Annotated in this window: 18 protein-coding genes; 16 read left to right on the top strand and 2 right to left on the bottom strand. The window is 64.9% G+C overall.

The window, feature by feature from the left end; translation table 11 throughout:
- Positions 1–4: 4 nt before the first annotated feature.
- Complete coding sequence (locus AC1MLZ_RS10805; RefSeq protein WP_480958455.1) at positions 5–1039, top strand: UDP-glucuronic acid decarboxylase family protein; 1035 nt, start codon at positions 5–7, stop codon at positions 1037–1039.
- A 79-nt stretch (positions 1040–1118) separates the two neighbouring features.
- On the opposite strand, the gene AC1MLZ_RS10810 is transcribed toward AC1MLZ_RS10805, so the two are convergent.
- Complete coding sequence (locus AC1MLZ_RS10810; protein WP_480958456.1) at positions 1119–2201, bottom strand: M61 family metallopeptidase; 1083 nt, start codon at positions 2199–2201, stop codon at positions 1119–1121.
- A complete protein-coding gene (locus AC1MLZ_RS10815; protein ID WP_480958457.1) occupies positions 2083–2907 on the bottom strand; it encodes a M61 family metallopeptidase in 825 nt (274 codons plus the stop codon). Before AC1MLZ_RS10815 ends, AC1MLZ_RS10810 begins: the two co-directional genes overlap by 119 nt.
- Positions 2908–3832: 925 nt before the next feature.
- Between AC1MLZ_RS10815 and AC1MLZ_RS10820 the strand changes: the two genes are divergently transcribed.
- From AC1MLZ_RS10820 to AC1MLZ_RS10890, 15 genes are all read left to right on the top strand, one after another.
- Complete coding sequence (locus tag AC1MLZ_RS10820) at positions 3833–4816, top strand: methyltransferase (protein ID WP_480958458.1); 984 nt, start codon at positions 3833–3835, stop codon at positions 4814–4816.
- Positions 4817–4829: 13 nt separating this feature from the next.
- A complete protein-coding gene (locus AC1MLZ_RS10825) occupies positions 4830–6047 on the top strand; it encodes a dicarboxylate/amino acid:cation symporter (RefSeq protein WP_480958459.1) in 1218 nt (405 codons plus the stop codon).
- 100 nt (positions 6048–6147) lie between these two features.
- On the top strand, positions 6148–7095 hold the full coding sequence (locus AC1MLZ_RS10830; RefSeq protein ID WP_480958460.1) for a TonB-dependent receptor: 948 nt from the start codon (positions 6148–6150) through the stop codon (positions 7093–7095).
- 196 nt (positions 7096–7291) lie between these two features.
- Positions 7292–8296 (top strand): sterol desaturase family protein, encoded by a 1005-nt coding sequence (locus AC1MLZ_RS10835; RefSeq protein ID WP_480958461.1) that lies wholly within the window; start codon positions 7292–7294, stop codon positions 8294–8296.
- The gene (locus AC1MLZ_RS10840) at positions 8293–8976 is read left to right on the top strand and encodes a hypothetical protein (RefSeq protein WP_480958462.1); all 684 of its coding nucleotides are present in this window, start codon (positions 8293–8295) and stop codon (positions 8974–8976) included. Before AC1MLZ_RS10835 ends, AC1MLZ_RS10840 begins: the two co-directional genes overlap by 4 nt.
- Positions 8977–9080: 104 nt before the next feature.
- A complete protein-coding gene (locus tag AC1MLZ_RS10845) occupies positions 9081–10025 on the top strand; it encodes a LysR family transcriptional regulator (protein WP_480958463.1) in 945 nt (314 codons plus the stop codon).
- 160 nt (positions 10026–10185) lie between these two features.
- A complete protein-coding gene (locus AC1MLZ_RS10850) occupies positions 10186–11280 on the top strand; it encodes a putative urea ABC transporter substrate-binding protein (RefSeq protein WP_480958464.1) in 1095 nt (364 codons plus the stop codon).
- A 186-nt stretch (positions 11281–11466) separates the two neighbouring features.
- Positions 11467–12285 carry an ABC transporter permease gene (locus AC1MLZ_RS10855; RefSeq protein WP_480958465.1) on the top strand — a complete coding sequence of 273 codons (819 nt, stop codon included), beginning with the start codon at positions 11467–11469 and terminating at the stop codon, positions 12283–12285.
- A complete protein-coding gene (locus AC1MLZ_RS10860; RefSeq protein WP_480958466.1) occupies positions 12282–13133 on the top strand; it encodes an ABC transporter ATP-binding protein in 852 nt (283 codons plus the stop codon). The genes AC1MLZ_RS10855 and AC1MLZ_RS10860 overlap by 4 nt, the downstream gene beginning before the upstream one ends.
- Positions 13130–13939: an urea amidolyase associated protein UAAP1 gene (locus tag AC1MLZ_RS10865; protein WP_480958467.1), complete on the top strand. Its 810-nt coding sequence runs from the start codon at positions 13130–13132 to the stop codon at positions 13937–13939. Before AC1MLZ_RS10860 ends, AC1MLZ_RS10865 begins: the two co-directional genes overlap by 4 nt.
- 9 nt (positions 13940–13948) lie before the next feature.
- The gene (locus AC1MLZ_RS10870; RefSeq protein ID WP_480958468.1) at positions 13949–14572 is read left to right on the top strand and encodes an urea amidolyase associated protein UAAP2; all 624 of its coding nucleotides are present in this window, start codon (positions 13949–13951) and stop codon (positions 14570–14572) included.
- Positions 14572–18183 (top strand): urea carboxylase, encoded by a 3612-nt coding sequence (gene uca, locus AC1MLZ_RS10875; RefSeq protein ID WP_480958469.1) that lies wholly within the window; start codon positions 14572–14574, stop codon positions 18181–18183. The genes AC1MLZ_RS10870 and uca overlap by 1 nt, the downstream gene beginning before the upstream one ends.
- A complete protein-coding gene (atzF, locus tag AC1MLZ_RS10880) occupies positions 18180–19970 on the top strand; it encodes an allophanate hydrolase (RefSeq protein ID WP_480958470.1) in 1791 nt (596 codons plus the stop codon). The genes uca and atzF overlap by 4 nt, the downstream gene beginning before the upstream one ends.
- Positions 19967–21391 carry a hybrid sensor histidine kinase/response regulator gene (locus AC1MLZ_RS10885; RefSeq protein ID WP_480958471.1) on the top strand — a complete coding sequence of 475 codons (1425 nt, stop codon included), beginning with the start codon at positions 19967–19969 and terminating at the stop codon, positions 21389–21391. Before atzF ends, AC1MLZ_RS10885 begins: the two co-directional genes overlap by 4 nt.
- Entirely contained in the window at positions 21381–22307 is a 927-nt protein-coding gene (locus AC1MLZ_RS10890) for a response regulator (RefSeq protein ID WP_480958472.1), read from the top strand. Before AC1MLZ_RS10885 ends, AC1MLZ_RS10890 begins: the two co-directional genes overlap by 11 nt.
- Positions 22308–22318: the final 11 nt, after the last annotated feature.

Genomic DNA, 22318 nt, shown 5'->3' on the forward strand with positions numbered 1-22318 from the left:
CGACATGACCAAGGACACACACATCATGGGCGCCAAGATCTCTCCTCTCATCCTCGTCGCTGGCGGCGCAGGCTTTATCGGCTCGCATCTGTGCGCACGGCTGCTGGACGAGGGGAACGAGGTGCTGTGCCTCGACAATCTCCAGACCGCGCGGCCTTCCAATTTGCGATTGCTCGAGGGGCGCCGCGGCTTCCGCTTCGTCGAGGCCGACATCGTCAATCCGCTGCCGGAGGCCGTGACCGAGGTCGCGCACCGGATCACACGCATCTACAACCTCGCCTGCGCCGCCTCCCCGCCGCAATACCAAGCGGATCCCGAGCATACGATGCTGACCAACGTGGTCGGCACCAACCACCTGTTGCGACTGGCCGAGCGTGTCGGCGCGCGCGTGCTGCTCACCTCCACCAGCGAGGTCTACGGCGATCCCGAGATGCACCCGCAACGCGAGGATTATCGCGGCAGCGTCAACTGCACCGGCCCGCGCGCCTGTTACGACGAGGGCAAGCGCGCCGCCGAGGCACTGGCGTTCGACTATGTCCGTATGCACCGTGCCGAGGTGCGCGTGGCGCGGATCTTCAACACCTATGGCCCGCAGATGCACCCCGACGACGGCCGTGTCGTGTCCAACCTGATCTGCCAGGCGCTGTCGGACCGCGACATCACCATCTTCGGCGACGGCAGCCAGACGCGGAGCTTCTGCTACGTGTCCGACATGGTCGACGCGCTCATGCGGCTGATGGAGTCCAACTCAGACGGCAGCGAGCCGATCAACCTCGGCAACCCGGTCGAAATGACCGTCAGCGAACTGGCCGAGCGGGTCGTCGCCTTGACGGGCACCACCAACCAGATTGTCTACCGGCCTCTGCCGCAGGACGATCCGACCCGGCGGCGTCCCGATATCACGCGGGCAACCGAGGTTCTTGGATGGGCGCCGAAAGTGTCACTAGAGGAAGGATTGATGCACACCTGCGCATGGTTTGCGTCGGAACTCGGAACGCCGGCGGCCCGTGTCGACATGAGTGTTTCCGCTCGAGGTTGAGAACCGGCAGCTGAAGACGACGAGGCAAGGGGCGTCTATAGGCGATGTCTGCCGATGTCCGTACTCGGCAGTTCTTTGGCTACCGTGCCGCGAAAATCTCATCCAGGCGCGCTCGCCTGCCTGGGATCGCTTCCAGGTGCGGGAAACGATGGCCATCGTGATACTCGACCTGCACCTCGCGTGGGCGAGATTGCGATCGTGCCTTGACCGTCAAGAGCAGCGGCGCGACGCCATCCTTGGCGGCCTCGATTGCGTCCCCGATCACCTGTTCACTGTAATCGTGACCGTTCACGCTCTGGATCTGCGACCCGGCGGTCAGGCCAGCGTCGAACGCCGCGCTCCCCCACATCACTTCCTGCACGGTGCCGGTGTTGCCGATGTTCAGGCCGACCGAGAAACGCATGTCGAATTGTTCCGCTTTTGCATCGAAGCTCTGGCAGAAATCGGTGCGATGGTCGCGGTAGACGAGCCGATATCCACCAAGCTCCAGCCCTTCGAGGGGCGCGCCATCTACGCGGCGGTGCAACTGCGTCTCCAGGAAGTCGGCCCAGTCGTGCTCGACGATGTCGTTCAGCGTGCGCACCACTTCTTCGAAGTCATAGGTCCGCGTCGCCATGCTGCCGTCGTCGATCCCGAAAAAGGCGCGCGCGAAATCGTCGAGCGACCGCTGGTCATCGGTGGCCGCGCGAATTCGCGTATCCACCGCGAGCCACATCAACTGCCCTTCGGAATAATAATCCTCGTTGCGCTGCCAACTCGGCCACGGCAGCGGCGCGCGGGCGTTGATTACGGGGTCCTCGGTGGTGTCGGCCATCGTCCGCCACATTCCGCCCGGGCGCACATCGTACGTCGCTGCGATCTTCGCGAGGGACTCGATCGACGCCTTCGTTGACCACAAGCCGGCGCGGGTCGTCAGCACATGACCCCAATATTGCGTCTGCCCTTCATAGACCCACATCAGGCTGTTGCGGATGGGGAGTTCGAAGGTCGGCGTCCATGAATCAGCCCCGCGGCGGAACTTGCCGTTCCAGCTGTGCGTGAACTCATGCGCGAATACATCCCGCTTGGTCCGGTTGGGCTCCCATTCCCTGTATAATGCGGGGGGGGGCGATGATCTCGGTCGATCTGTGATGCTCGACGCCGCCGCCGCCCAGTTCGTCACTCAACGCAACCAGAAAGCGATACCGATCGAAGTGGCGCGCGCCGAACAGCGTTTCCGCCTGCTCCACCAAGGCGGCGTGCAAGGCGGCTTGCTCAGGCATAATCTCCAGGTCGGCCGCTTCGTGGGCGAACAGGTTCATATGAACGGCACCATCGTTCGTGAGTGCCACCTCGCGGTGATGGCGTCCCGCCATCATCGGGGAGTCGACCAGCACGTCCAGGCTGACCGGCGCGAAATGCACCGTGTCGCCGTCCCGCGATTGGTCCTCAAGGACGGTCGCGTACTGCCAGTCGGTCGGCAGCGTCACGCTCGGCCGAATCTGGATACGGCGCGCGAAATAGCCGGCGGGATACAGCAATGTCCTGCCCCACTGCAGGTTCAGCATGTCTTCGGTAACGACGACATCGCCTTGGCTCGGGGCCGTAGGGGAGAGGAATTGGAAGCTGATGTCGAGTACATCAGTGCCGTCCGGCACGTCGATATGGAACGCATAGACCTCCACCGGATCGCGCTTCCAATCGAGCACCAGATCTTCGGCCTTAATCTCCAGTCCCGCAAACAACTCGATCGGGTTCTGCGGCGAATGATAGCCGGGCATCCATTTCGGATAGAGCAGCGTCATCGGCCCGCTCTGCGCGACCGGAAGGACCATCTTACCCGAGACGATCCCCCGCAGCGTGTCGGTGACGTCGATCGCAAGGCTCAACTCGCCAGGATAGTCTATGTCCTGCGGATCCGATCGCCATTCTGCCGGGCTCGTCGGTTGCCCACCCGCGGCCCTATCATCCTGCGTTGCAACGGGTTTCGAGACTGCCGGTTTTACACTTTCGGTTCCAAACTGCTGAGCCATTTTTCACCTCGTCGACGGCGCAAGCGATCTTGTCCGGCCGGTACAATGACGATCTGGAGCAAGGAGGGTTCCCTGTAAGTCGGCGGCAATCGGTCGACTTTCCTTTACTGCGGCAGCAGGCGGGGAAACTCCGCCGGAAGCTCGCGTGCGAGGAAGCCGATCGGGCCACGCGTGGTCGCGACACGACGCATGACCAAGTGGTCGATCAGCTGTGTTCCGACCCGGCATCATCTTTATTGTCCTTGGACCCTTTTTTGGAAGTTGCGGATTTTCCCCGTCCGTTGTTGCCCCCGCCCCGGCCTGTTCCCGTACTCCCACCAGCGCCATCACCACCCTTGGTAGTTAGCGATCCGGGATTACCGCCTGCACCTTTGATAGCCATTTCAAACCTCCATTCCTGATTGTCCAACCCATGTTCACATTCAGGTTCCAGGATGTGGCCTTTCGGTAGAGCGACACGTCGAGCCTCCATTGAAGCTTTTGAAATTTGCCTGCCAAATGGCAGCGACATGCCTTTGCAGTGCAAAATCAAGCATTGTTCGACAACAAGTCGTTCCAGATGTTACCGTGTCACTGAATCGACTTTGACACGTCAATAGTCTCGCCAGCAACCCCATAGAGTCATCAAGTGCTTCGACCACAATATCAAGCAAGGACTTAACTTGTGCAGGTTTTCCATACCGGGAACCTGAAATTATAGCATTAACATGCGTTGACTGCGCGGAACGTTCGCAAATTGCGTAGGTTACCTAAGGAACCTTGCTGCAATATCAGGTGGAACGTGACTTTAACGTACATTAACGACGAGCAGGTAGACTGCTCGACATCGACGCAATACCCGTCGCGGTCGGCGCTCCTTGGCCTTCTGACGACGCTCGACACCGAAGGCTATGATTTCGTTCCGCCGACGCCGGCGACGCATGCTCGCGTAGTTGCCCGCCCCGGCCGGCAAGAGGCGCAGGACGTGCGGGATGTGCTGGGCTGGAGCCTGCCCGTCGCTCCCGGCGTATTGCCGCACTCACTTGAAGCCGGACTGGTCGACGCGGGCGTGCTCGTGCCCGGTGACAATGACCGCTTGGTGCCGCAGTTGCGCGTCTCGCGCGTTCTCGGCACCCTGTTTTGGCATTCGCGCTACCCGACCACAGCGCACGATTCCGTTTTCCTGGGGCCTGACAGCTACCGCTTTGCACAGTTCATCCTCGCACGCATGGATCCCGGCGCGCGGTCGATCCTCGACTATGGGGCTGGCGCAGGGGTCGGCGGGATCATCGCGGCTCGGCGTGCCGAGGACGCGGTGCTGACGATCGCCGATATCAACCCGAAGGCGCTGTTCCTCGCGTCGATCAATGCCGAGCATGCCGGCGTCCGGCACCACGCGGTGCAAGTATCACAACCGTCGGACGTGAATGGTCGCTTCGACCTGATGGTCACGCATCCGCCCTTCATGATCGACGCGGAACGCCGGGCTTACCGCGATGGCGGCGAGCTTTATGGAGCCGCGCTGTCCCTCGACTGGGTGCTACAGGGGATCGACCTGTTGAGTGCTGACGGCCGGCTGATCATGCACACCGGCGTGTCGATCGTCGGTGGTCGCGATGTGTTGTTGGACGCGCTCCGCGATCGTCTGCCCGTGGTCGGCAACGACATGACATACCTCGAACTCGATCCTGATATCTTCGGCGACGAGCTGGACCAGCCTGCTTATGCCGATGTGGATCGGATCGCTGCAGTAGGGATGATGGTGCGTCGCACCGGCGCGGCATGACGAGCGGTACGCGATGACGGGTTCGTCGGTCCGGATTTTTGCGGGCCTGGTGCTTGGCTTGTTGGCTGGAGCTGCGCTTGCCGGTAGCGCCACGGGCGGAACACTTCTCACCGTTCTTCAACCGGTCGGGAAGCTCTGGCTCGACGCACTCACCATGACGGTAGTGCCGTTGGTCTTCTCCCTGCTGGTCACCGGCATCGTGTCGGCGGCGGAGAGCGCTTCGGTTGGAAGGACAGCGCCCCGCGCCCTGATGTGGTTTGCGATACTGCTGATCGTCGCCTGTATCGTGAGCGCGGCGCTGTCCACGGTTACGCTCGATCTATGGCCGATCTCTGCTGAGGCGACATCGCTTCGCTCGCTTGGTGGGAAGCCTCCCGACATCGCGTCGACGGGCGACTGGCTGGCAAATATCATTCCTACCAATCCGTTGAAGGCTGCATCGGATACCGCGATGGTGCCGCTGGTGATCTTTGCCGTGCTGTTTGGCTTTGCGGTGGGCCGGATTGAACCAGACCTGCGTGCCAGCATCCAGACCTTCTTCCGGGCGGTCGTTCAGGCGATGCTCGTGATCGTCCACTGGGTCCTGTGGATTGCTCCGATAGGGGTATTCGCCCTCGCCTTCGCCGTCGGGAACCGGACGGGGGTGAGCGCGGCCGGTGCGCTGCTGCAATATGTCATGCTCGTCGTGGGCACATGCTTGGTGACGACGCTGCTCGCTTACGTCGTGGCCGCATTGCTGGGCCGCATGTCACCATTCGCCTTCGCCCAGGCGGCGCTTCCGCCGCAGGTAGTAGCGGCCAGTACCCAGTCCTCGTTGGCGGCGCTTCCCGCGATGATCGACGCGGCTGGCCCGCTCGGTGTCGGCAAGCAGGAAGCAGGGATCGTTCTTCCGCTCGCCGTCTCTCTCTTTCGAGCGGCAAGTGCGGCAGCCAATGTCACGGTGGCGGTCTATCTTGCCCATCTACACGGCGTGGTGCTTGGTCCCGGTACGCTTTTGACCGGCGCGCTTGTCGCTGCCGCTGTAAGCGTGGCGGCGGTCGGCCTGCCCGCTCAAGTGTCGTTCTTCGCGATCATCGGGCCGGTGTGTCTCGCGATGGGCGTTCCGCTCAACCTGTTGCCGCTATTGCTCGCGATCGAGAGCATTCCCGATATCTTCCGCACCTTGGGCAACGTTACAGCCGATCTCGCCGTGACGCGTGTGGTGGGGCGACGTGATGCTGATGTCAGCTGAGCGGCCGGCAGCGCTGCGCCTGCCACGTCGGAAGGACAGGCGCCCCAAAGAGAACGCTCGCTCGACGAGGAGATCGTGGTCACGGGAGCGGTGCCCAGCTATGGCGTCGCAGGTGAGATATGCGGCGGTCACGCAGAACCTCTACAACCCGGTGGCGGTCGATCTGTCGAGCCTGGTGGTCGCCTCGCGCGCCGTGAACCGCGGCAACACGGTGAACGACACCGGCGTCTACATCATGGACGTCGTGTCACTCGGCAAGAGCATCGACATCGTCGGCGGCGTCCGCGGCGTCGGCTACCGGACGCGGGCCAGCGGCGCCGACTATACGACACACGCCGTCACGCCCACGGCCGCGCTGATCCTGCATCCGACCGCGGCGACCAGCCTGTACGCCTCGTACATTCAGGGCCTCGAAAGCGCCGGCGTTGCACCGGACGGGACAGCCAATGTCGGGGAAACGCTGGGGCCGGCGCGCAGTCGCCAATGGGAAATCGGTGCGCGCGCCACGATCCTGGGCGCCACGGCATCGCTATCGTGGTTCGATATCGATCGTGCGCTCGCCTACACCGATGCGACCAACGTCTATGTCGCCAATGGACGCGCTAATCATCGGGGCATCGAAGGCTCGATTCTTGGCGCGATCGGCCATGGATTCGACGTCTCGCTTACCGGTCAGTATCTCGACGCGATCCAGAAGCGGACCGGCTCGGCCTTGCTCGACGGCAAACGCGTGCTCAACGCACCTCGCTGGTCGGGTTCGGCGTTCGTACAATACCGGCCACCCGCATGGGATCGCTTCGCGATCAATGCCGGAGCCTATTACACCGGCACCCGCTTTGCAGACGCTGTCAATCTGGCGCGCCTGCCCGGTTTCGTGACCTACAGTGCAGGTGCCAGTTACCGTGTCCCGCTCGAGGACGGCAGGACACTGACCCTGCGCGTGAACGGGGATAATCTGACGGACAGGCGATATTGGGCGACAGGTGGCACGACCCTCTATGTCGGCGCGGCTCGCACGGTCAGGATGTCGGCGTCTTTCGAGCTGTAAAACGGCCACATCTTGTTGCTTGAGCGAAGCGCATGCATCGGGAACCGCGTTCTCACGCCTTCATCGCATTCCTTCATTTCGATGTCAGAGCTCATCCCTTCTGCGCCCCACCCCCACGGTATACGTCCGATGACGTATGACGCAGCCCCGCGATCTCGGGCATCTAACCTGCAAGGCTTTATATCGCGGGGACAAGATGAACGGAGTTCGCGTAGGCAAGAGGATAATCGGAGCACAGGCCCCGGTCATCGTGGGTTGGGAAAACATTCCCAAGGTCGAGGGCGGCCCGGCGAAGCAGATGTTCTTCACCTGGTTCCAGCCGACGATGCTGTTCGCGCTGATAGCCTTCTGGTTCTACGCGCCCAATTCGATCGCCAAGGCATCGACCGCGATCGGCATCGGCATCGGCTTCAAGGTCCTTCTGCTCGGGCTCGAATGGCTGGCCCCGCGCCATGAAAGCTGGCGGCTGACGTGGAAGGAACTGACCACCGATCTCTTCTATGTCGGGATCGGCTTTACCGTCGTCCGCATGATCGACAGCTATATCGGCGACGGTGCGATGATCGAAGCGATCCAGCATTCGTTCGATTGGGAAAAGTTCGCCTGGTTCACCGGCCTGCCGTTGCTGGTGCAGGCGTTGATGATCTCGCTGGTGTTCGATTTCGGGCAATATTGGATGCATCGCGGGATGCACAACTGGCATCCGCTGTGGCTGGCGCACGCGCCGCATCACTACATCACCCAGCTCAACGTCAACAAGGGCGCGGTCGGCAATCCGGTCGAGCTGTTCCTGATCGGGCTCGGCATCGGCGGATTCTTCGATTTCGTGCCGCGCGCCGCCCTGCTCGCCGGTGCATTCGGCCTGGCGGTCGGCACCTACCAGCACATCAATGTCCGCTTCAACTCGCCGCGCTGGTGGCGCTTCCTGTTCAACACCACCGAGCATCACAGCGTACATCACTCGCAGGACTATGAGGCGAGCCGCAGCAATTATTCGAGCACGTGGGTCGTCATCGATCGCCTGTTCGGGACATGCGTCGACGGCGAAGCGGAACTGCTCGGGATGGAAGGCGGCCGACCCATGTCGGTCCGTGAGACGATGACCTACACATTCACGGAAGGGTGGAAGTCGATCAGGGAACGGTTCGGTCGACGGTCGATGGGCCAGACGGCGCCGACCCCGATGGTACCGGCAGAATGACCGGAACCGCTTCGACCGCAGACCGAACCATCGCGTTCGATGCAACGTCGCCACGCGCGTCGCTCGGATACTCCGTCTATCGGCGCTTCATCGACGGGATCTGGCACGTCGAGGGCAGTCTCGCTCTAGCCCCGTGCGACTCTGCCGAAGACGCCTTCGAACGGCTCGATCCACTGTTCCAGCAGACCGGGACAAGCCACGACCGGGCAGGCGACACGCTGACGTTTCATAAGCAAGGCCAGGCCGCACAGGACAAGATGACCGTTTTCGACGGCGGTGTCCTGCGGATCGAACCGGGTGCTACCGGACTAGTGCTGCGATACCGCTTAGCCAGCCGGGCGCTGCTGTTCTGCTTTCTCGCGCCGCTGCTGTTTCTCGCCTTCGCCCAGGCGACGATCGTCCTCGGCAAGTTCGAGCAGGCAAGGACCGAGGCCAAGGGCAAGAAGCCCGAAGTCAAGAAGCCACCCGTGGTACTGAACCCGATCGATAAGGCGCTGGGCGCCCCTGAGCCCGACCCGCCAAAAAAGAAGAAGAGCAAGGCGGACGAGGACGACAAGAAGCGTTCGCCGACTCCCGCCTATGTCTTTGCGGGCATGTTCGCGGCACTCTACGTCATCGGGCGGGTTCTGGAAGATCGGCGGATCAAAGCGCTGTTCCGACGACACCTGCTGGACGCGTAGCGTAGCGACGACCGACCCGGTTCCCGATGCTACCACATGAATTCCGGGCGCACGTTGCGTATGAACGTCGCGCGGCTAAAGGTGCGCTCCAAGATCATGGAGCCATGTGTTTGGTCGATAGCGCGTTCCTGCCTGACAAGACGTTCGCCAGTCGGGTCGACTGGAACCTGCTGCGGACCTTCGTAGAAATCGTTCGCGCCGGCGGGATCGGCGCGGCCGCCCGAAAACTGAACAAGCAGCAGCCCAGCATCAGCGCCGCGCTGAAACGGCTGGAGGAACAGGTCGGCGAACAGCTGCTGAACCGCTCCTCGTCCGGCGTCGAGATGACGGCCGCGGGCACCGCCCTGCTCGGCATCTGCGAGGAGATGCTCGAAGCGGCAAGGATGGTGCCGCATCAGGTCGCGCAGGCGACCAAGCGGGTCGAGGGCATCGTCCGCATCCAGCTGATCTCGGCGGTCGCCTCCACCGAGTTCGACGACGCGATCGCCAGTTTCCACCGCCGCAATCCCAACATCCATATCGAGATCCGCGTCTCGCCGTGGCGCGCTGTGCTCGACGCGCTGGAACATGGCGAAGCCGAGATCGGCGTCGGCTATGACAGCAATGCGCGAAGCAGCCTGGTCTACGAACCCCTGTTCGTCGAACGCCAGCAACTCTACTGCGCGCGCAGCCACCCCCTGTTCGGGCACCGCGTCGAGCGGCTGGGCGAACTGAAGGACGAGGGCTTCGTGCTGACCGGCGAGGACGAACTCGACACCATCACCCGCCTGCGCCGTCGCTACCGTCTCGGCACGAAGGCGAACGGTCATGCGGAGGACATCAACGAGGCGGCCCGGCTGATCACTCTCGGTGTCGGCATCGGATTCCTCCCCGTGCTCGCCGCTGCGGACGCCGTCGCGAAGGGGCGATTATGGCCGCTGCTCTACGCCGATGCGGAGCCCGCCTACGACATCTTCCTGCTCGCGCGGGCCGAGCCGTCACGCGACACAGCCACACAGTTGTTTCTCGACGAAGTCACCCGAAGGCATAGGGCGCAGCGTAGGGCATAGATTTGATCTATGCCTTTCATCATCATTTTGCCTCTTCATCGATGAGCCCAGGGACGCCAACGTCGCCAAAGGGATGATGCCTGCATACGCCGTCCCTGTTCCCGGTCATACCGGAGGACGGCGGCGCGCTGGCATCATCGGTGATTAAGGGGTGTGCTTGATGGTGTCTCGACCGTGGCTGAATGGCGTTGCAGCCGCCGCCATACTGCTGGCACTAGGCGGTTGCGGCAGCAAGCCGTCGGGATCTGCGACCGACGCCGGCGTCGTGAAGAAAGATTTCACGATCGGCTGGTCGATCTACACCGGCTGGATGCCCTGGGCGTATGCGCAACAGTCCGGCATCGTGAAGAAATGGGCCGACAAATACGGCATCGATATCCGACTGGTTCAGGTCAACGACTATGTCGAATCGGTCAACCAATACGCCGCGGGCAAGCTCGATGGCGTGGTCTGCACGACGATGGATGCGCTGACCATTCCGGCGGCCGGCGGCAAGGATACCACCGTGCTGCTGATCGGCGATTATTCCGACGGCAATGACGGCGTGGTGCTCAAGAACGGCCGGACGATGGCTGATATCAAGGGACGCTCGGTCAAGCTGGTCGAGCTGTCGGTGTCGCATTTCCTGCTCGCCCGCGGTCTGGAGCTTAACGGCCTGAAGCTCGCCGACGTGAAGACCGTGAACACCGGCGACGCCGACATCGTCGGGGCGTTCGCGTCGTCGAGCGTGAACGCGGTCGTGACCTGGAACCCGCAGCTGTCGACGATCCGTGCGACGCCGGGCGCGACGCAGGTGTTCGACAGCTCGAAGATTCCCAACGAGATCCTCGACACGCTCAACGTCAGTACCGCGACCCTCAAGGCCAACCCGAACCTCGGCAAGGCGCTGGCCGGCATCTGGTATGAGACGATGGCGATCATGACCCGCAACGACGCCGCGGGCCGCGCCGCACGCGCGACCATGGCGAAGGCCGCGGGCACGACCGAGGCGAGTTTCGACGAACAGCTTAAGACGACGCACCTGTACGCGAAGGCGCAGGACGCGGTCGCCTATGCGGAGAATCCGGATCTGATCACCGTGACCGACCGGGTCCGGCAGTTCAGCTTCGCGCACGGCCTGTTCGGGCCGAGCGCGAAGTCCGTCGATACGATCGGCATCACCTTCGCCGGCGGCAAGACCCTCGGCGATCCCAAGAACGTGAAGCTGCGGTTCGACCCGAGCTTCATGAAGCTGGCTGCGGACGGGAAGCTGTAGCCTCGCGCTGACAACGAACGGCGCCGAGGCGGCGAACGAGCAACGTCGGGACAACCGTTCCGACGAACGGAGGAGCGTGCCCACGGGCATGCGTGAAATCGGGGATGAGATGAGCGTACCGCCACAACATTCCGCCATGCCGATGCCTGACAGGTGCGACCAGACCGGTGCGCCGAGGCCTTCGCGTTGACCCGGCTCGTCGACATTCGCCTCGGGCGCGGAGCACGATTGGTGCTGGGTGCGCTGCCGATCGTGGCGCTGCTGTTCGTGTATCTGCTCGCTTCCGAGGCGCGCCACCTCGACAATCCTGCCGACAAGGTACTGCCGACATTCGAGGCGATGGCGCAGGCCATTCACGGCTTCACCACCGATCGCGATCCGTCCACCGATCGCATCATCCTCGTCGCCGACACGCTGGCGAGCCTGTATCGCCTGGGTATCGGCCTCGCCATCGCAACCGCGAGCGCGCTGGTCCTCGGGTTGCTGCTCGGCGTCATGCCGCTAGCGCGCGCCGTGCTCGGCCCAACGGTCGCGGTGATCGCGGTCATCCCGCCGGTCGCGGTGCTGCCGATCCTGTTCATCGTGCTCGGGCTCGACGAAGCCTCGAAGATCGCGCTGATCGCGATCGGCATCGCCCCGTTCATGACGCGCGACCTGACGAGCTTCGTCGCGAACCTGCCGGTCGAGCAATCCGTCAAGGCGCAGACGCTCGGCGCGAACAGTTGGCAATTGGCGATCCGGGTCGCACTGCCCCAGTTGATGCCGCGCCTGATCGAGGCGCTGCGGCTGTCGATGGGGCCCGCCTGGGTATTCCTGATCGCGTCCGAGGCAGTCGCCTCCGACGTCGGGCTCGGCTACCGGATCTTCCTGGTCCGGCGCTATTTCGCGATGGACATCATCCTGCCCTACGTCGCCTGGATCTCACTGCTCGCGATCGCGGCGGATGCGCTGCTGCTGTTCATCAGCCGCCGCGGCTTTCCCTGGGCACATGGAGCCGGCCGATGAGCCCGCTTCTCGAACCCCCGCTTCTCGAGCCCCCGCTTCTCGAAATGCGCAACATCTGGGTCGAATATGGCGACAAGATCGTGCTCGAACGCGTCTCGCTCGAGATCGCCGAGCGCAGCTTCGTCGCGGTGGTCGGCCCCTCGGGTGCCGGCAAGAGCACGTTCCTCCGCCTGATCCTCGGCCAGGAGGCGCCGACCCGCGGCCAGGTGCTACTCGACGGCAAGCCGATGCGCGCCGAATGCGGTCCCGATCGCGGCGTCGTGTTCCAACGCTATTCGGTGTTTCCGCATCTGACCGCGCTCCGCAACGTGATGTTCGGGATCGAATGCGCGCAGGCGCCCTTTGCGGCGCGACTGTTCGGTGCGCAGCGGCGCGCGGCACGCGAAACCGCGGTCGAGATGCTCGCCGCGGTCGGTCTCGACCACAGCCTGGACGTCTATCCGGCACAGATGTCTGGCGGCATGCAGCAGCGGCTGGCGATCGCGCAGGCGCTGGTCAAGCATCCCCGCATCCTCCTGCTCGACGAACCGTTCGGCGCGCTCGATCCGGGCATCCGCCTCGACATGCACGCACTCATCACCCGGCTCTGGCAGGAACGGGGACTGACGATCGTGATGGTGACGCACGACATCGGCGAGGCGTTCAAGCTCGGTACGCGTGTGCTCGCCTTCGACAAGCGTCGCCACGATCCGCACGCGCCGCACCGCTTCGGCGCCACCACCACCTACGACCTGCCGCTCGATCGCAAGACGCTGCCACCGCAGGCGCTGGTCGAGGCGATCGGTGTTGGCGATCTTTCACGACCCGATTTTCCACGGCCCGATCTTCCACGGAGACCCTTCGCATGACGACGACCACTGCCGATCCGTACGGCGCTCGGGATCACGCCCGCGCGATGACGGGCACCTGGGTGGAGGCCATGCCCACCCTCCCCGCCGCCGCCGTCGACGCGCCTGGCGAAACGGTTTGGGAAGAGACGATCGCGCCTGCGGGCTACGCGTCGCGCCGGATCGCGCGCGGCACACGCCTGCGGCTGATCGACGTTGCCGGCGACGCCTGCGCCTCAATGCTGATCTTCAACGCCGAGACGCCGACCGAGCGGCTGAACGTCGCCGACACGCTGAAGGTGCAGTGGAACGGCTATCTGGGTGCGGGTCGGCTGCTGCTGTCGGACATGGGCCGGGTGATGATGACCATCCTGGAGGATGACGCCGGCACGCACGACGCGTTCTGCGGCGCGTCGAACGAGGCATCCAACGCGCGCGCTTATGGCGACGGCAGGAATTACGGCGCGCATCCGAACGCGCGCGACCGCTTCATGCTGGGTGTCGCCAGGCACGGGCTCGGTCGCAAGGACGTCCACCCCTGCATCAACTGGTTCAAGGGCGTCCGGGTCGCGGAGGACGGCGCCACGCTGCCCGCAATCGGTCCCTTCGCGCCTGGCCGGACGCTCGTCCTGCGCGCGGAAATGGAGCTGATCGTCGTGCTCGCCAACTGCCCGCACGTGCTCGACACCCGCAGCGATTTTTCGGTCACGCCGCTGCGCGCAACTGCGTGGCGTGGCGAACCGGCCGCCAAGGACGACCCGATCCGCACGGCCACGCCGGAGGGGCTTCGTGCCTTTCTCAACACCGAAGATTTGTACGCGCGCTGAAGGACCGACATGACCATTGCTCCCCTCCCCGGTACCATCCGCCACGACGAGATCGTGCCTGCCCGCGCACCCTGGATGCACCGCATCGCCGCTGGTGAAACGCTGCGCATCGTCGATCTCGAAGGCAACCAGGCGGTCGATTTCCTGATGTATGCCGCCGACGACGACGCCGAGCGGTACAGCGCGCAGGACACGATCGCGGCGCAGCGCAACCTGTTCCTGCGCGAGGGCGCGGTGCTGCTGTCCAACGAAGGCAGGCCAATGATGACGATCACGGGCACCAGCGTTGCCTATCACGACACCATCGGTGGAGCCTGCTCGTGCGAGTCCAACACGCTGCGTTACGGCCACCATACGAAGGCCCAGCATAGCTGCGTCGACAATTTCCTCGATGCCAATATCCGCGCCGGCCGCGGCAAGCGCGACATGGTCTCGAACATCAACTTCTTCATGAACGTGCCGGTCGAGGCGGACGGCACGCTGGGCATCGTCGACGGCATCTCCGCGCCCGGGCTCACCGTCGACCTGCACGCCGAGATGGACGTCATCGTCGTCGTGTCCAACTGTCCGCAGGTCAACAATCCTTGCAACGGCTTCAACCCAACGCCCGTGCGCATGCAGGTTTCGGCGTGATGTTCAAAAAGGTCCTGATCGCCAATCGCGGCGCGATCGCCTGCCGCATCATCCGTACGTTGAAGACCATGGGCATCGGTTCGGTCGCGGTGTTCAGCGACGCGGATGCCGGGTCTGCGCACGTCGCCCAAGCCGACGAGGCGGTTCGTATCGGCCCTGCGCCCGCCGCGGAAAGCTATCTCAACGTCGAGGCGATCCTTGCCGCCGCCGAGGCGACTGGCGCGCAGGCGATCCACCCAGGCTATGGGTTCCTGTCGGAAAACACTGCTTTTGCCGAAGCGTGCGCCGCGCGCGGCATCGCATTCATCGGCCCGACGCCTGACAATATCCGCGCCTTCGGGCTGAAGCACACCGCGCGCGATCTTGCCGCTTCGCAGGGCGTGCCGCTCGCGCCCGGCACCGACCTGCTCCCCGACGAAACCGCGGCGATCGAGGCGGCGGCCGGGATCGGCTATCCCGTCATCCTCAAGGCAACCGCGGGCGGCGGCGGCATCGGCATGAAGGTCTGTGCCGACGAAGCCGATATCCGGGAGGGATTCGCGACCGTCGCCCGGTTGGGCGCAGGCAATTTCGGTGACGGCGGCGTGTTTCTCGAACGCTATGTCGCGAGCGCACGGCATATCGAGGTGCAGGTGTTCGGCGATGGCGCAGGCCATGTCGTTGCGCTCGGCGAACGCGACTGCTCGCTGCAGCGCCGCAACCAGAAGGTCGTCGAGGAAACTCCTGCTCCGCTGCTCCCCACCGCCACGCGCCAGGCGCTGATCGAAGCCGCGATCCGGCTTACCGCCGCTGCCAATTACCGCTCGGCAGGGACGGTCGAATTTCTCTACGACGCTGAGCGCGAAGACTTCTTCTTCCTTGAGGTCAACACGCGCCTTCAGGTCGAACACGGCGTCACCGAACAGGTCACCGGCGTCGACCTAGTCGAATGGATGGTGCGCGGCGCGGCCGGCGACTTCGCCTTCCTCGACGGTTTTGAGGCGAAGCCCGTTGGCGCATCGATCCAGGTCCGCCTCTACGCCGAGGATCCCGCACAGGATTACCGGCCCAGTTCGGGCCGCCTTGTCGGCGTTTCGTTTCCGGATGGGCCACGGGTCGACAGCTGGATCGCTGCCGGGACGGAGGTATCGAGCTGGTACGATCCGATGCTCGCCAAGCTGATCGTCACCGCACCCACACGCGACGCCGCGGTACGGGCGATGCAGGACGCGCTCGACCAGACCATGATCGCCGGGATCGAGACCAACCTCGACTGGCTCCGCACCGTCGTACGGTCGACAGCGTTCACCAGCGGCAAGGTTTCCACGCGTGCCCTTGCGGACATCGCCTACACCCCGCGGTCGATCCGCGTGCTGGCGGGCGGCGCCTCCACCACGGTCCAGGATTACCCCGGCCGGCTCGGCCTCTGGGACGTCGGCGTGCCGCCATCGGGCCCGATGGACGCACTCGCGTTTCGCCTCGGCAACCGACTGCTCGGCAACGCGGAAGACACGGCAGGACTCGAGATCACCGCTGCCGGGCCGACGCTGCTGTTCAACGTCGCCACCCGGATCTGCCTGACCGGTGCCGACTTCGGTGCGGCCGTTAATGGCGCGCCGGTGCCCTGCTACGAGCCGATCGACATTACGGCAGGCCAGATCCTCAAGATCGGGCGGGTCACCGGTGGCGGCATGCGCGGCTATATCGCGATCGCTGGCGGGCTCGATGTGCCATTGTTCCTCGGCAGCCGCAGCGCCTTCACGCTCGGCGAGTTCGGCGGCCATGCCGGGCGCGCGGTAATGACCGGCGACACGCTGCATCTGGCCCGAACCGAACTGCCCAGCGCGCCAGCAGCAACGCTCGCGATCGCCGACCGACCGGCGATCACCCGCGAATGGACGCTCGCCGTCCTCTACGGCCCGCACGGAGCCCCCGATTTCTTTACGTCCGACGACATCGCAATGCTGCAAAGCACCGCGTGGAAGGTGCACTATAACTCCAACCGCACCGGCATCCGCCTGCTGGGCCCAAAGCCGCATTGGGCGCGGAAAGATGGCGGCGAGGCAGGGCTCCACCCGTCGAACATCCACGATAATGCCTATGCGATCGGCGCGGTCGACTTCACCGGCGACATGCCGATCATCCTCGGCCCCGACGGTCCCTCACTCGGCGGTTTCGTGTGTCCGTTCGTGGTCGCACAGGCGGACTTGTGGAAGGTCGGACAGCTCGCACCGGGCGACAGCGTTCGCTTCGTACCGATCGACAATGCGACGGCGGTAGCGGCCGAGCAGGCACAGGACCACCTGGTCGCCACGCTTTCGGGTCCGTCGGTCGAACCAGCGAAGCCCGATCACGCGCTCGGCTCGCCCATCCTGCGCGCGATCGAGGCGCAAGGCGTTCGTCCCGCCGTGACCTATCGCCAGCAGGGCGATCGCAACCTGCTGGTCGAATACGGCCCGATCATGCTCGATCTCGAGCTGCGGCTACGCGTTCACGCGCTGATGCTCGAAGTCGAGAAGGCCGCGTTCGCCGGCATCATCGACGTGACCCCGGGTATCCGCTCGCTGCAGATCCATTACGACAGCCGACAACTATCCCAGGCTGCGCTGCTCGATGCGCTTGCCGCGGCTGAAGAACGGCTTGGCGGGCTGGACGATTTCGAGATCCCGTCCCGCGTCGTCTACCTGCCGCTGTCGTGGAAAGACCCGGCGATCTACCAGACGATCGACAAATATATGGAGTCGGTGCGCGACGACGCGCCGTGGTGTCCGGACAACATCGAGTTCATCCGCCGCGTGAACGGGCTCGACAGCATCGACGACGTGCAGCGGATCGTGTTCGACGCCGAGTATCTGGTGATGGGCCTCGGCGACGTCTATCTTGGTGCGCCGGTTGCGACCCCGATCGATCCGCGGCACCGCCTCGTTACCACCAAATACAATCCCGCACGCACCTGGACGCCGCCCAACGTCGTCGGCATCGGCGGCGCGTACATGTGCATCTACGGCATGGAAGGGCCCGGCGGATACCAACTGTTCGGGCGTACGATCCAGGTGTGGAACGCCTGGCGCCAGACCGACGCGTTCCGTGACGGCAAGCCGTGGCTGCTGCGCTTTTTCGACCGCATCCGTTTCTTCCCGGTCAGCCACGAGGAACTCACCGAGTGGCGTCGCGACTTCCCGCTCGGCCGGCGCGCCATCCGGATCGAGGAAGAGGTGTTCCGCCTCTCCGAATACCGTGCCTTCCTTGCCGACAACGCCCCGTCGATCACCGCTTTCCAAACACAGCGCCAGGCGGCGTTCGACGAGGAGCGTGCCGACTGGGAGCGCAACGGCGAGTTCGACCGTGTCGCGGCGCTGACCGAGGAAGCCGATGCCGGCGGCGCCACCGTCGAGATCGACCTGCCCGAGGGCTGCGAACTGGTGGAGGCACCGTTCGGCGGCAGCTTGTGGAAGCTGCTGGTCGCCGTGGGGGCCGAAGTGACGGAAGGCGACCCGATCGGCATCATCGAGGCGATGAAGATGGAATCGCCCGTGATCAGCCCGGTCACGGGTACGATACGCCGCATCTACGTCCAGGAACGACAACCGCTCTCGCCCGGCGGCGCAATGCTCGCAGTGGAGGTGGCATGATGGACGGGCCGTTCGAAGTCGGCGCAATCGCCGCCGCCGTCGCATCAGGGCGCACCGATGCGGTGACCGTCGCCCAAGCCGCGCTCGCACGGATCGACGCTTATGCGGCGATCCAGCCCGCGGTGTGGATCACCCGTATCGCCGACGCCGAGGTGATGGCGTACGCGCAGCGCGTCGACGCCCTGATCGCCGCGGGTGAAGTGCTACCACTCGCCGGCGTGCCGTTCGCGATCAAGGACAATATCGATCTTGCCGGCGTGCCGACCACCGCCGCATGCCCGGACTTCGCCTATACGCCGTCCGTCTCGGCGGAGGTGGTCGAACGCCTGATCGCAGCCGGTGCGATCCCGATCGGCAAGACCAACCTCGACCAGTTCGCGACCGGGCTCAACGGCACCCGCAGCCCCTACGGCGCGCCCGCCTGCGTGTTCAATCGTGCCTATGTCAGCGGCGGATCGAGCTCTGGGTCGGCGGTCGCGGTCGCGGCAGGGTTGGTGGCGTTTGCCCTCGGCACCGACACCGCGGGATCGGGTCGCGTCCCCGCCGCCTTCAACGGCCTGGTCGGCATGAAACCGACCAAGGGCCGCTGGAGCACAACCGGGCTGGTGCCCGCATGCCGCACGATCGACTGCATCACCGTGCTGGCGCACACCATCGCCGACGCGCGCGCGATCGACGCGGAAGTCGCCGGCTTCGACCGCGCCGATGCCTATTCCCGTCCGCGCGAGGACCGCCCCGTCGCCACCCGCCGGATCGGCGTACCGGCGCCCGACCAGCGTATCTTCCTAGGCGATGCCACCGCCGCCCGACTGTACGAACAGGCGCTCGCGACGCTCGCCGCGAACGGCGCCGAACTGGTCGAGGTGGACATGGCGCCGCTCCGCGAGGCGGCGATGCTGCTCTACGGCGGCCCGTGGGTGGCGGAACGCACCGCGGCCGCCCTGCCGCTGCTCGATACGCACCCCGAGGCAATCGATCCGACCGTGCGCGCGATCATGGAAGCCGGACGTTCCGTCAGCGGCGTAGACGTGTTCGAAGGCCAGTATCGGCTCGCCGCGTTGCAGCGGATCGCGGACGCGATGTGGCAGGATATCGACCTGCTCGCGCTGCCGACCACGCCGACGATCTACCGGATCGCCGAGATGCGCGCGACACCGATCGCGCTCAACAGCAACCTCGGTCTCTACACCAACTTCGTCAACCTGCTCGACATGGCCGCGCTCGCTGTGCCCGCCGGCTGGCGCGACAACGGGACCGGCTTCGGCATCACGCTGATCGCGCCCGCCTGGACCGACCAGGGCCTGCTCGACGCCGGCGAGGCGTATCTTGCCGCCGCAGCACTTCCCCCACCCCCGCCACTCAACATCGAGGATACTATGGAAACCGTGAAACTCGCCGTCGTCGGCGCCCATCTCGAAGGCATGCCGCTACACTGGCAACTGACATCGCGCGAGGCGCGGCTGGTCAGTGCCACCACCACCGCGCCCACCTATCGGCTGTACGCGATGGCCAATTCCACACCACCGAAACCGGCGCTGATCCATGTCAGCGAAGAGGACGGTGCCGCGATCGCGGTGGAAGTTTACGAACTCGACGTCGCCGCGTTCGGCAGCTTCGTCGTCGAGGTCCCCGCGCCCCTTGCGATCGGCTCAGTGACGCTCGCCGACGGATCGGTCGTCAAGGGCTTCGTCGCCGAGCCGCGCGCGATCGTCGGCGCCGAGAACATCACCGCGCTGGGTGGCTGGCGCGCCTATATCGACACGCTCTCACGTCCAAGCGGGTCATGACCGCTGCGAACGAATCCCATGCGGCGACCCTGGCCGAGCTTCAGCGCGCCAAGGTTTCGGCCGAGGCCGCCAACGAGGCGAAGACCCGCTACCTCGTCGCGGTCAGCCATGAGATTCGTTCGCCCCTCAACGTCATCTACGGCTACGCCCAGCTGCTGGAACGCGACGACACGCTGTCGGGCGCAGAAGTCGGGACGATCATCCGTCGCTCGGCCGAGCACGTCACCAATCTCGTCGAAGGGCTGCTCGAAATCTCGCGGATCGAGAGCGGCGTCCTGACGATCCGGTCCGACCTCATCGACATCCGCGCGCTGCTCGACCACATCGTCGACATGTTCCGGATGCAGGCCGCGGCGAAGGGCCTGGCGCTGACGCTCGACGTCGACGACCGGCTGCCCGCGCAGGTAAAGGCGGATGAAAAGCGCCTGCGCCAGATCCTCATCAACCTCGTCTCCAACGCGATCAAATACACCCAGTCGGGAAGCGTCGCCGTCAAGGTCCGCTATCGCAGTCAGGTCGCCGATATCGAGGTTCGCGATACCGGCATCGGCATTGCTGCGGGCGACCTCGACCGCGTGTTCGAACCGTTCGAGCGCGGCAACTCGGCAGAGGCGCAAAGTCAGCCGGGCATTGGACTAGGGTTGGCCATCACACGTGTGCTTGCCAGCGTACTGGGCGGCGACATTGCGGTGGAGAGCACGCCGGGAGTCGGGAGCAGTTTCCGCTTCCGCGTCATGCTGCCCGCCCCGATGGTCGCATCGCGCGCGCCCGTGCAGGGTGCGAGGATCACGGGCTATGCGGGGCCGCCGCGGACTGTGCTCGTGATCGACGACGATCCTGCGCAACGTGCCATCCTCCAGGCGCTGCTCGCCGCGCTGGGTTTCGTGGTGCATACTGCGGCCAATGGGGCGGAAGGGCTCCTGCTGGCCGAGCGTACGCCCGCCGATATCGTGTTGCTCGACATCCAGATGCCGGGGATGAGCGGATGGGATGTCGCGGCGCGGCTCCGCGCCACGCACGGTGCGGCGCTGCGGATCGTGATGGTGTCTGCCGACGTCCATGAACTCCACATCGGCGGCGAGAGCCGCAGCCACCACGATGCATTCGTGACGAAGCCGGTCGAACTCGACGCGCTGATCTCGCTGATCGGCACGCAGCTCGATTTGCGCTGGGACGAGGCAGCAATGCCCGACCTAGCCGAGACACCCGCGGCATTGGTGCCCTTGCCGGCGGCAGCCTTGCCCTTCCTCGATCGCCTGCGGGACCTCGCGAGGATCGGCCACCTCCGCGGGCTGGAAAACGCGCTCGATATGTTCGCGCAGACGATACCGACCGCCGCTCCCCTGATCGCCGTGCTCAGGCGCCAGCTGATCGACCTCGATCTCGCCTCGTTCCAGAAGACGCTCGACGATGCGCGTTGAACCCGCAGAAGCGGCACGGCCGGTCATCCTGGTCGTCGACGATACACCCGAGGCGTTGCGGTTCCTGACCACGACGATCGAGAGCGCCGGGATGACCGTCCTGATCGCCATCGACGGGCTCGCCGCGCTCGCGCTGTTGAAGAGCATCACGCCCGACCTGATCCTGATGGACGCGGTGATGCCCAATCTCGACGGGTTCGAGACGACCCTGCGGATCAAGGCCATTCCGGCGTTCCAGCATCTGCCGATCATCTTCATGACCGGGCTGACCGAGACCGAGCATGTCGTCCGCGGGCTCAACGTCGGCGGGATCGACTTCGTCAGCAAGCCGATCGTGATCGAGGAGCTTCTGGCGCGCATCCGGGTTCACCTCGCCACGGCGCGCGTCGCGCATGGCAGCCAGCTCGCGCTCGACATGAGCGGCCGGCCAGCCTTGGCGGTCGATGGAACCGGTGAGGCGCAATGGCTGACCCCGGCCGCGAGCGCGATGCTCGAACGGCTGTTTCCCGGCTGGTCCTGCGCGTCCGGCGGGCTGCCCGAGCCTTTTCTCGCAGCGCTCCGCGTGTTGCAGGCGCGCCCGCCGATGCCGGGCGCCTTCATCACGGTCGACGCCGGCGATCGTACGCTGGAAGCGGGCCTGCTGCGCAACACCGCTGCGGACCAGTGGGTGTTCCGCCTGACCGAGCGCCACGAGGGCGAGGAGCAGGCGATGCTCGCCGCCCAGCACGGGCTCACCTCGCGCGAGGCGGAAGTCCTGCTCTGGATCAGCCGCGGCAAGCAGAACCGCGAGGTCAGCGAGATCCTCGAGATCAGCCCGCGCACCGTGAACAAGCATCTCGAACAGATCTTCGAGAAGATGGGCGTGGAGAACCGTGCGTCGGCGACGGCGATCGCCGTCACCACGCTGACGCGCTAGGGCGAGGGCGC

The organism is Sphingomonas sp. PEI4, assembly GCF_056679955.1.

Excerpts from the sequence above, each read along its gene's own strand:
- AC1MLZ_RS10805 (WP_480958455.1), top strand. The coding sequence starts at position 5 with ATGACCAAGGACACACACATCATGGGCGCCAAGATCTCTCCTCTCATC.
- AC1MLZ_RS10825 (WP_480958459.1), top strand. The coding sequence starts at position 4,830 with ATGACGGGTTCGTCGGTCCGGATTTTTGCGGGCCTGGTGCTTGGCTTG.
- AC1MLZ_RS10830 (WP_480958460.1), top strand. The coding sequence starts at position 6,148 with ATGGCGTCGCAGGTGAGATATGCGGCGGTCACGCAGAACCTCTACAAC.
- AC1MLZ_RS10835 (WP_480958461.1), top strand. The coding sequence starts at position 7,292 with ATGAACGGAGTTCGCGTAGGCAAGAGGATAATCGGAGCACAGGCCCCG.
- AC1MLZ_RS10840 (WP_480958462.1), top strand. The coding sequence starts at position 8,293 with ATGACCGGAACCGCTTCGACCGCAGACCGAACCATCGCGTTCGATGCA.
- AC1MLZ_RS10845 (WP_480958463.1), top strand. The coding sequence starts at position 9,081 with ATGTGTTTGGTCGATAGCGCGTTCCTGCCTGACAAGACGTTCGCCAGT.
- AC1MLZ_RS10850 (WP_480958464.1), top strand. The coding sequence starts at position 10,186 with ATGGTGTCTCGACCGTGGCTGAATGGCGTTGCAGCCGCCGCCATACTG.
- AC1MLZ_RS10860 (WP_480958466.1), top strand. The coding sequence starts at position 12,282 with ATGAGCCCGCTTCTCGAACCCCCGCTTCTCGAGCCCCCGCTTCTCGAA.
- AC1MLZ_RS10865 (WP_480958467.1), top strand. The coding sequence starts at position 13,130 with ATGACGACGACCACTGCCGATCCGTACGGCGCTCGGGATCACGCCCGC.
- AC1MLZ_RS10870 (WP_480958468.1), top strand. The coding sequence starts at position 13,949 with ATGACCATTGCTCCCCTCCCCGGTACCATCCGCCACGACGAGATCGTG.
- uca (WP_480958469.1), top strand. The coding sequence starts at position 14,572 with ATGTTCAAAAAGGTCCTGATCGCCAATCGCGGCGCGATCGCCTGCCGC.
- atzF (WP_480958470.1), top strand. The coding sequence starts at position 18,180 with ATGATGGACGGGCCGTTCGAAGTCGGCGCAATCGCCGCCGCCGTCGCA.
- AC1MLZ_RS10885 (WP_480958471.1), top strand. The coding sequence starts at position 19,967 with ATGACCGCTGCGAACGAATCCCATGCGGCGACCCTGGCCGAGCTTCAG.
- AC1MLZ_RS10890 (WP_480958472.1), top strand. The coding sequence starts at position 21,381 with ATGCGCGTTGAACCCGCAGAAGCGGCACGGCCGGTCATCCTGGTCGTC.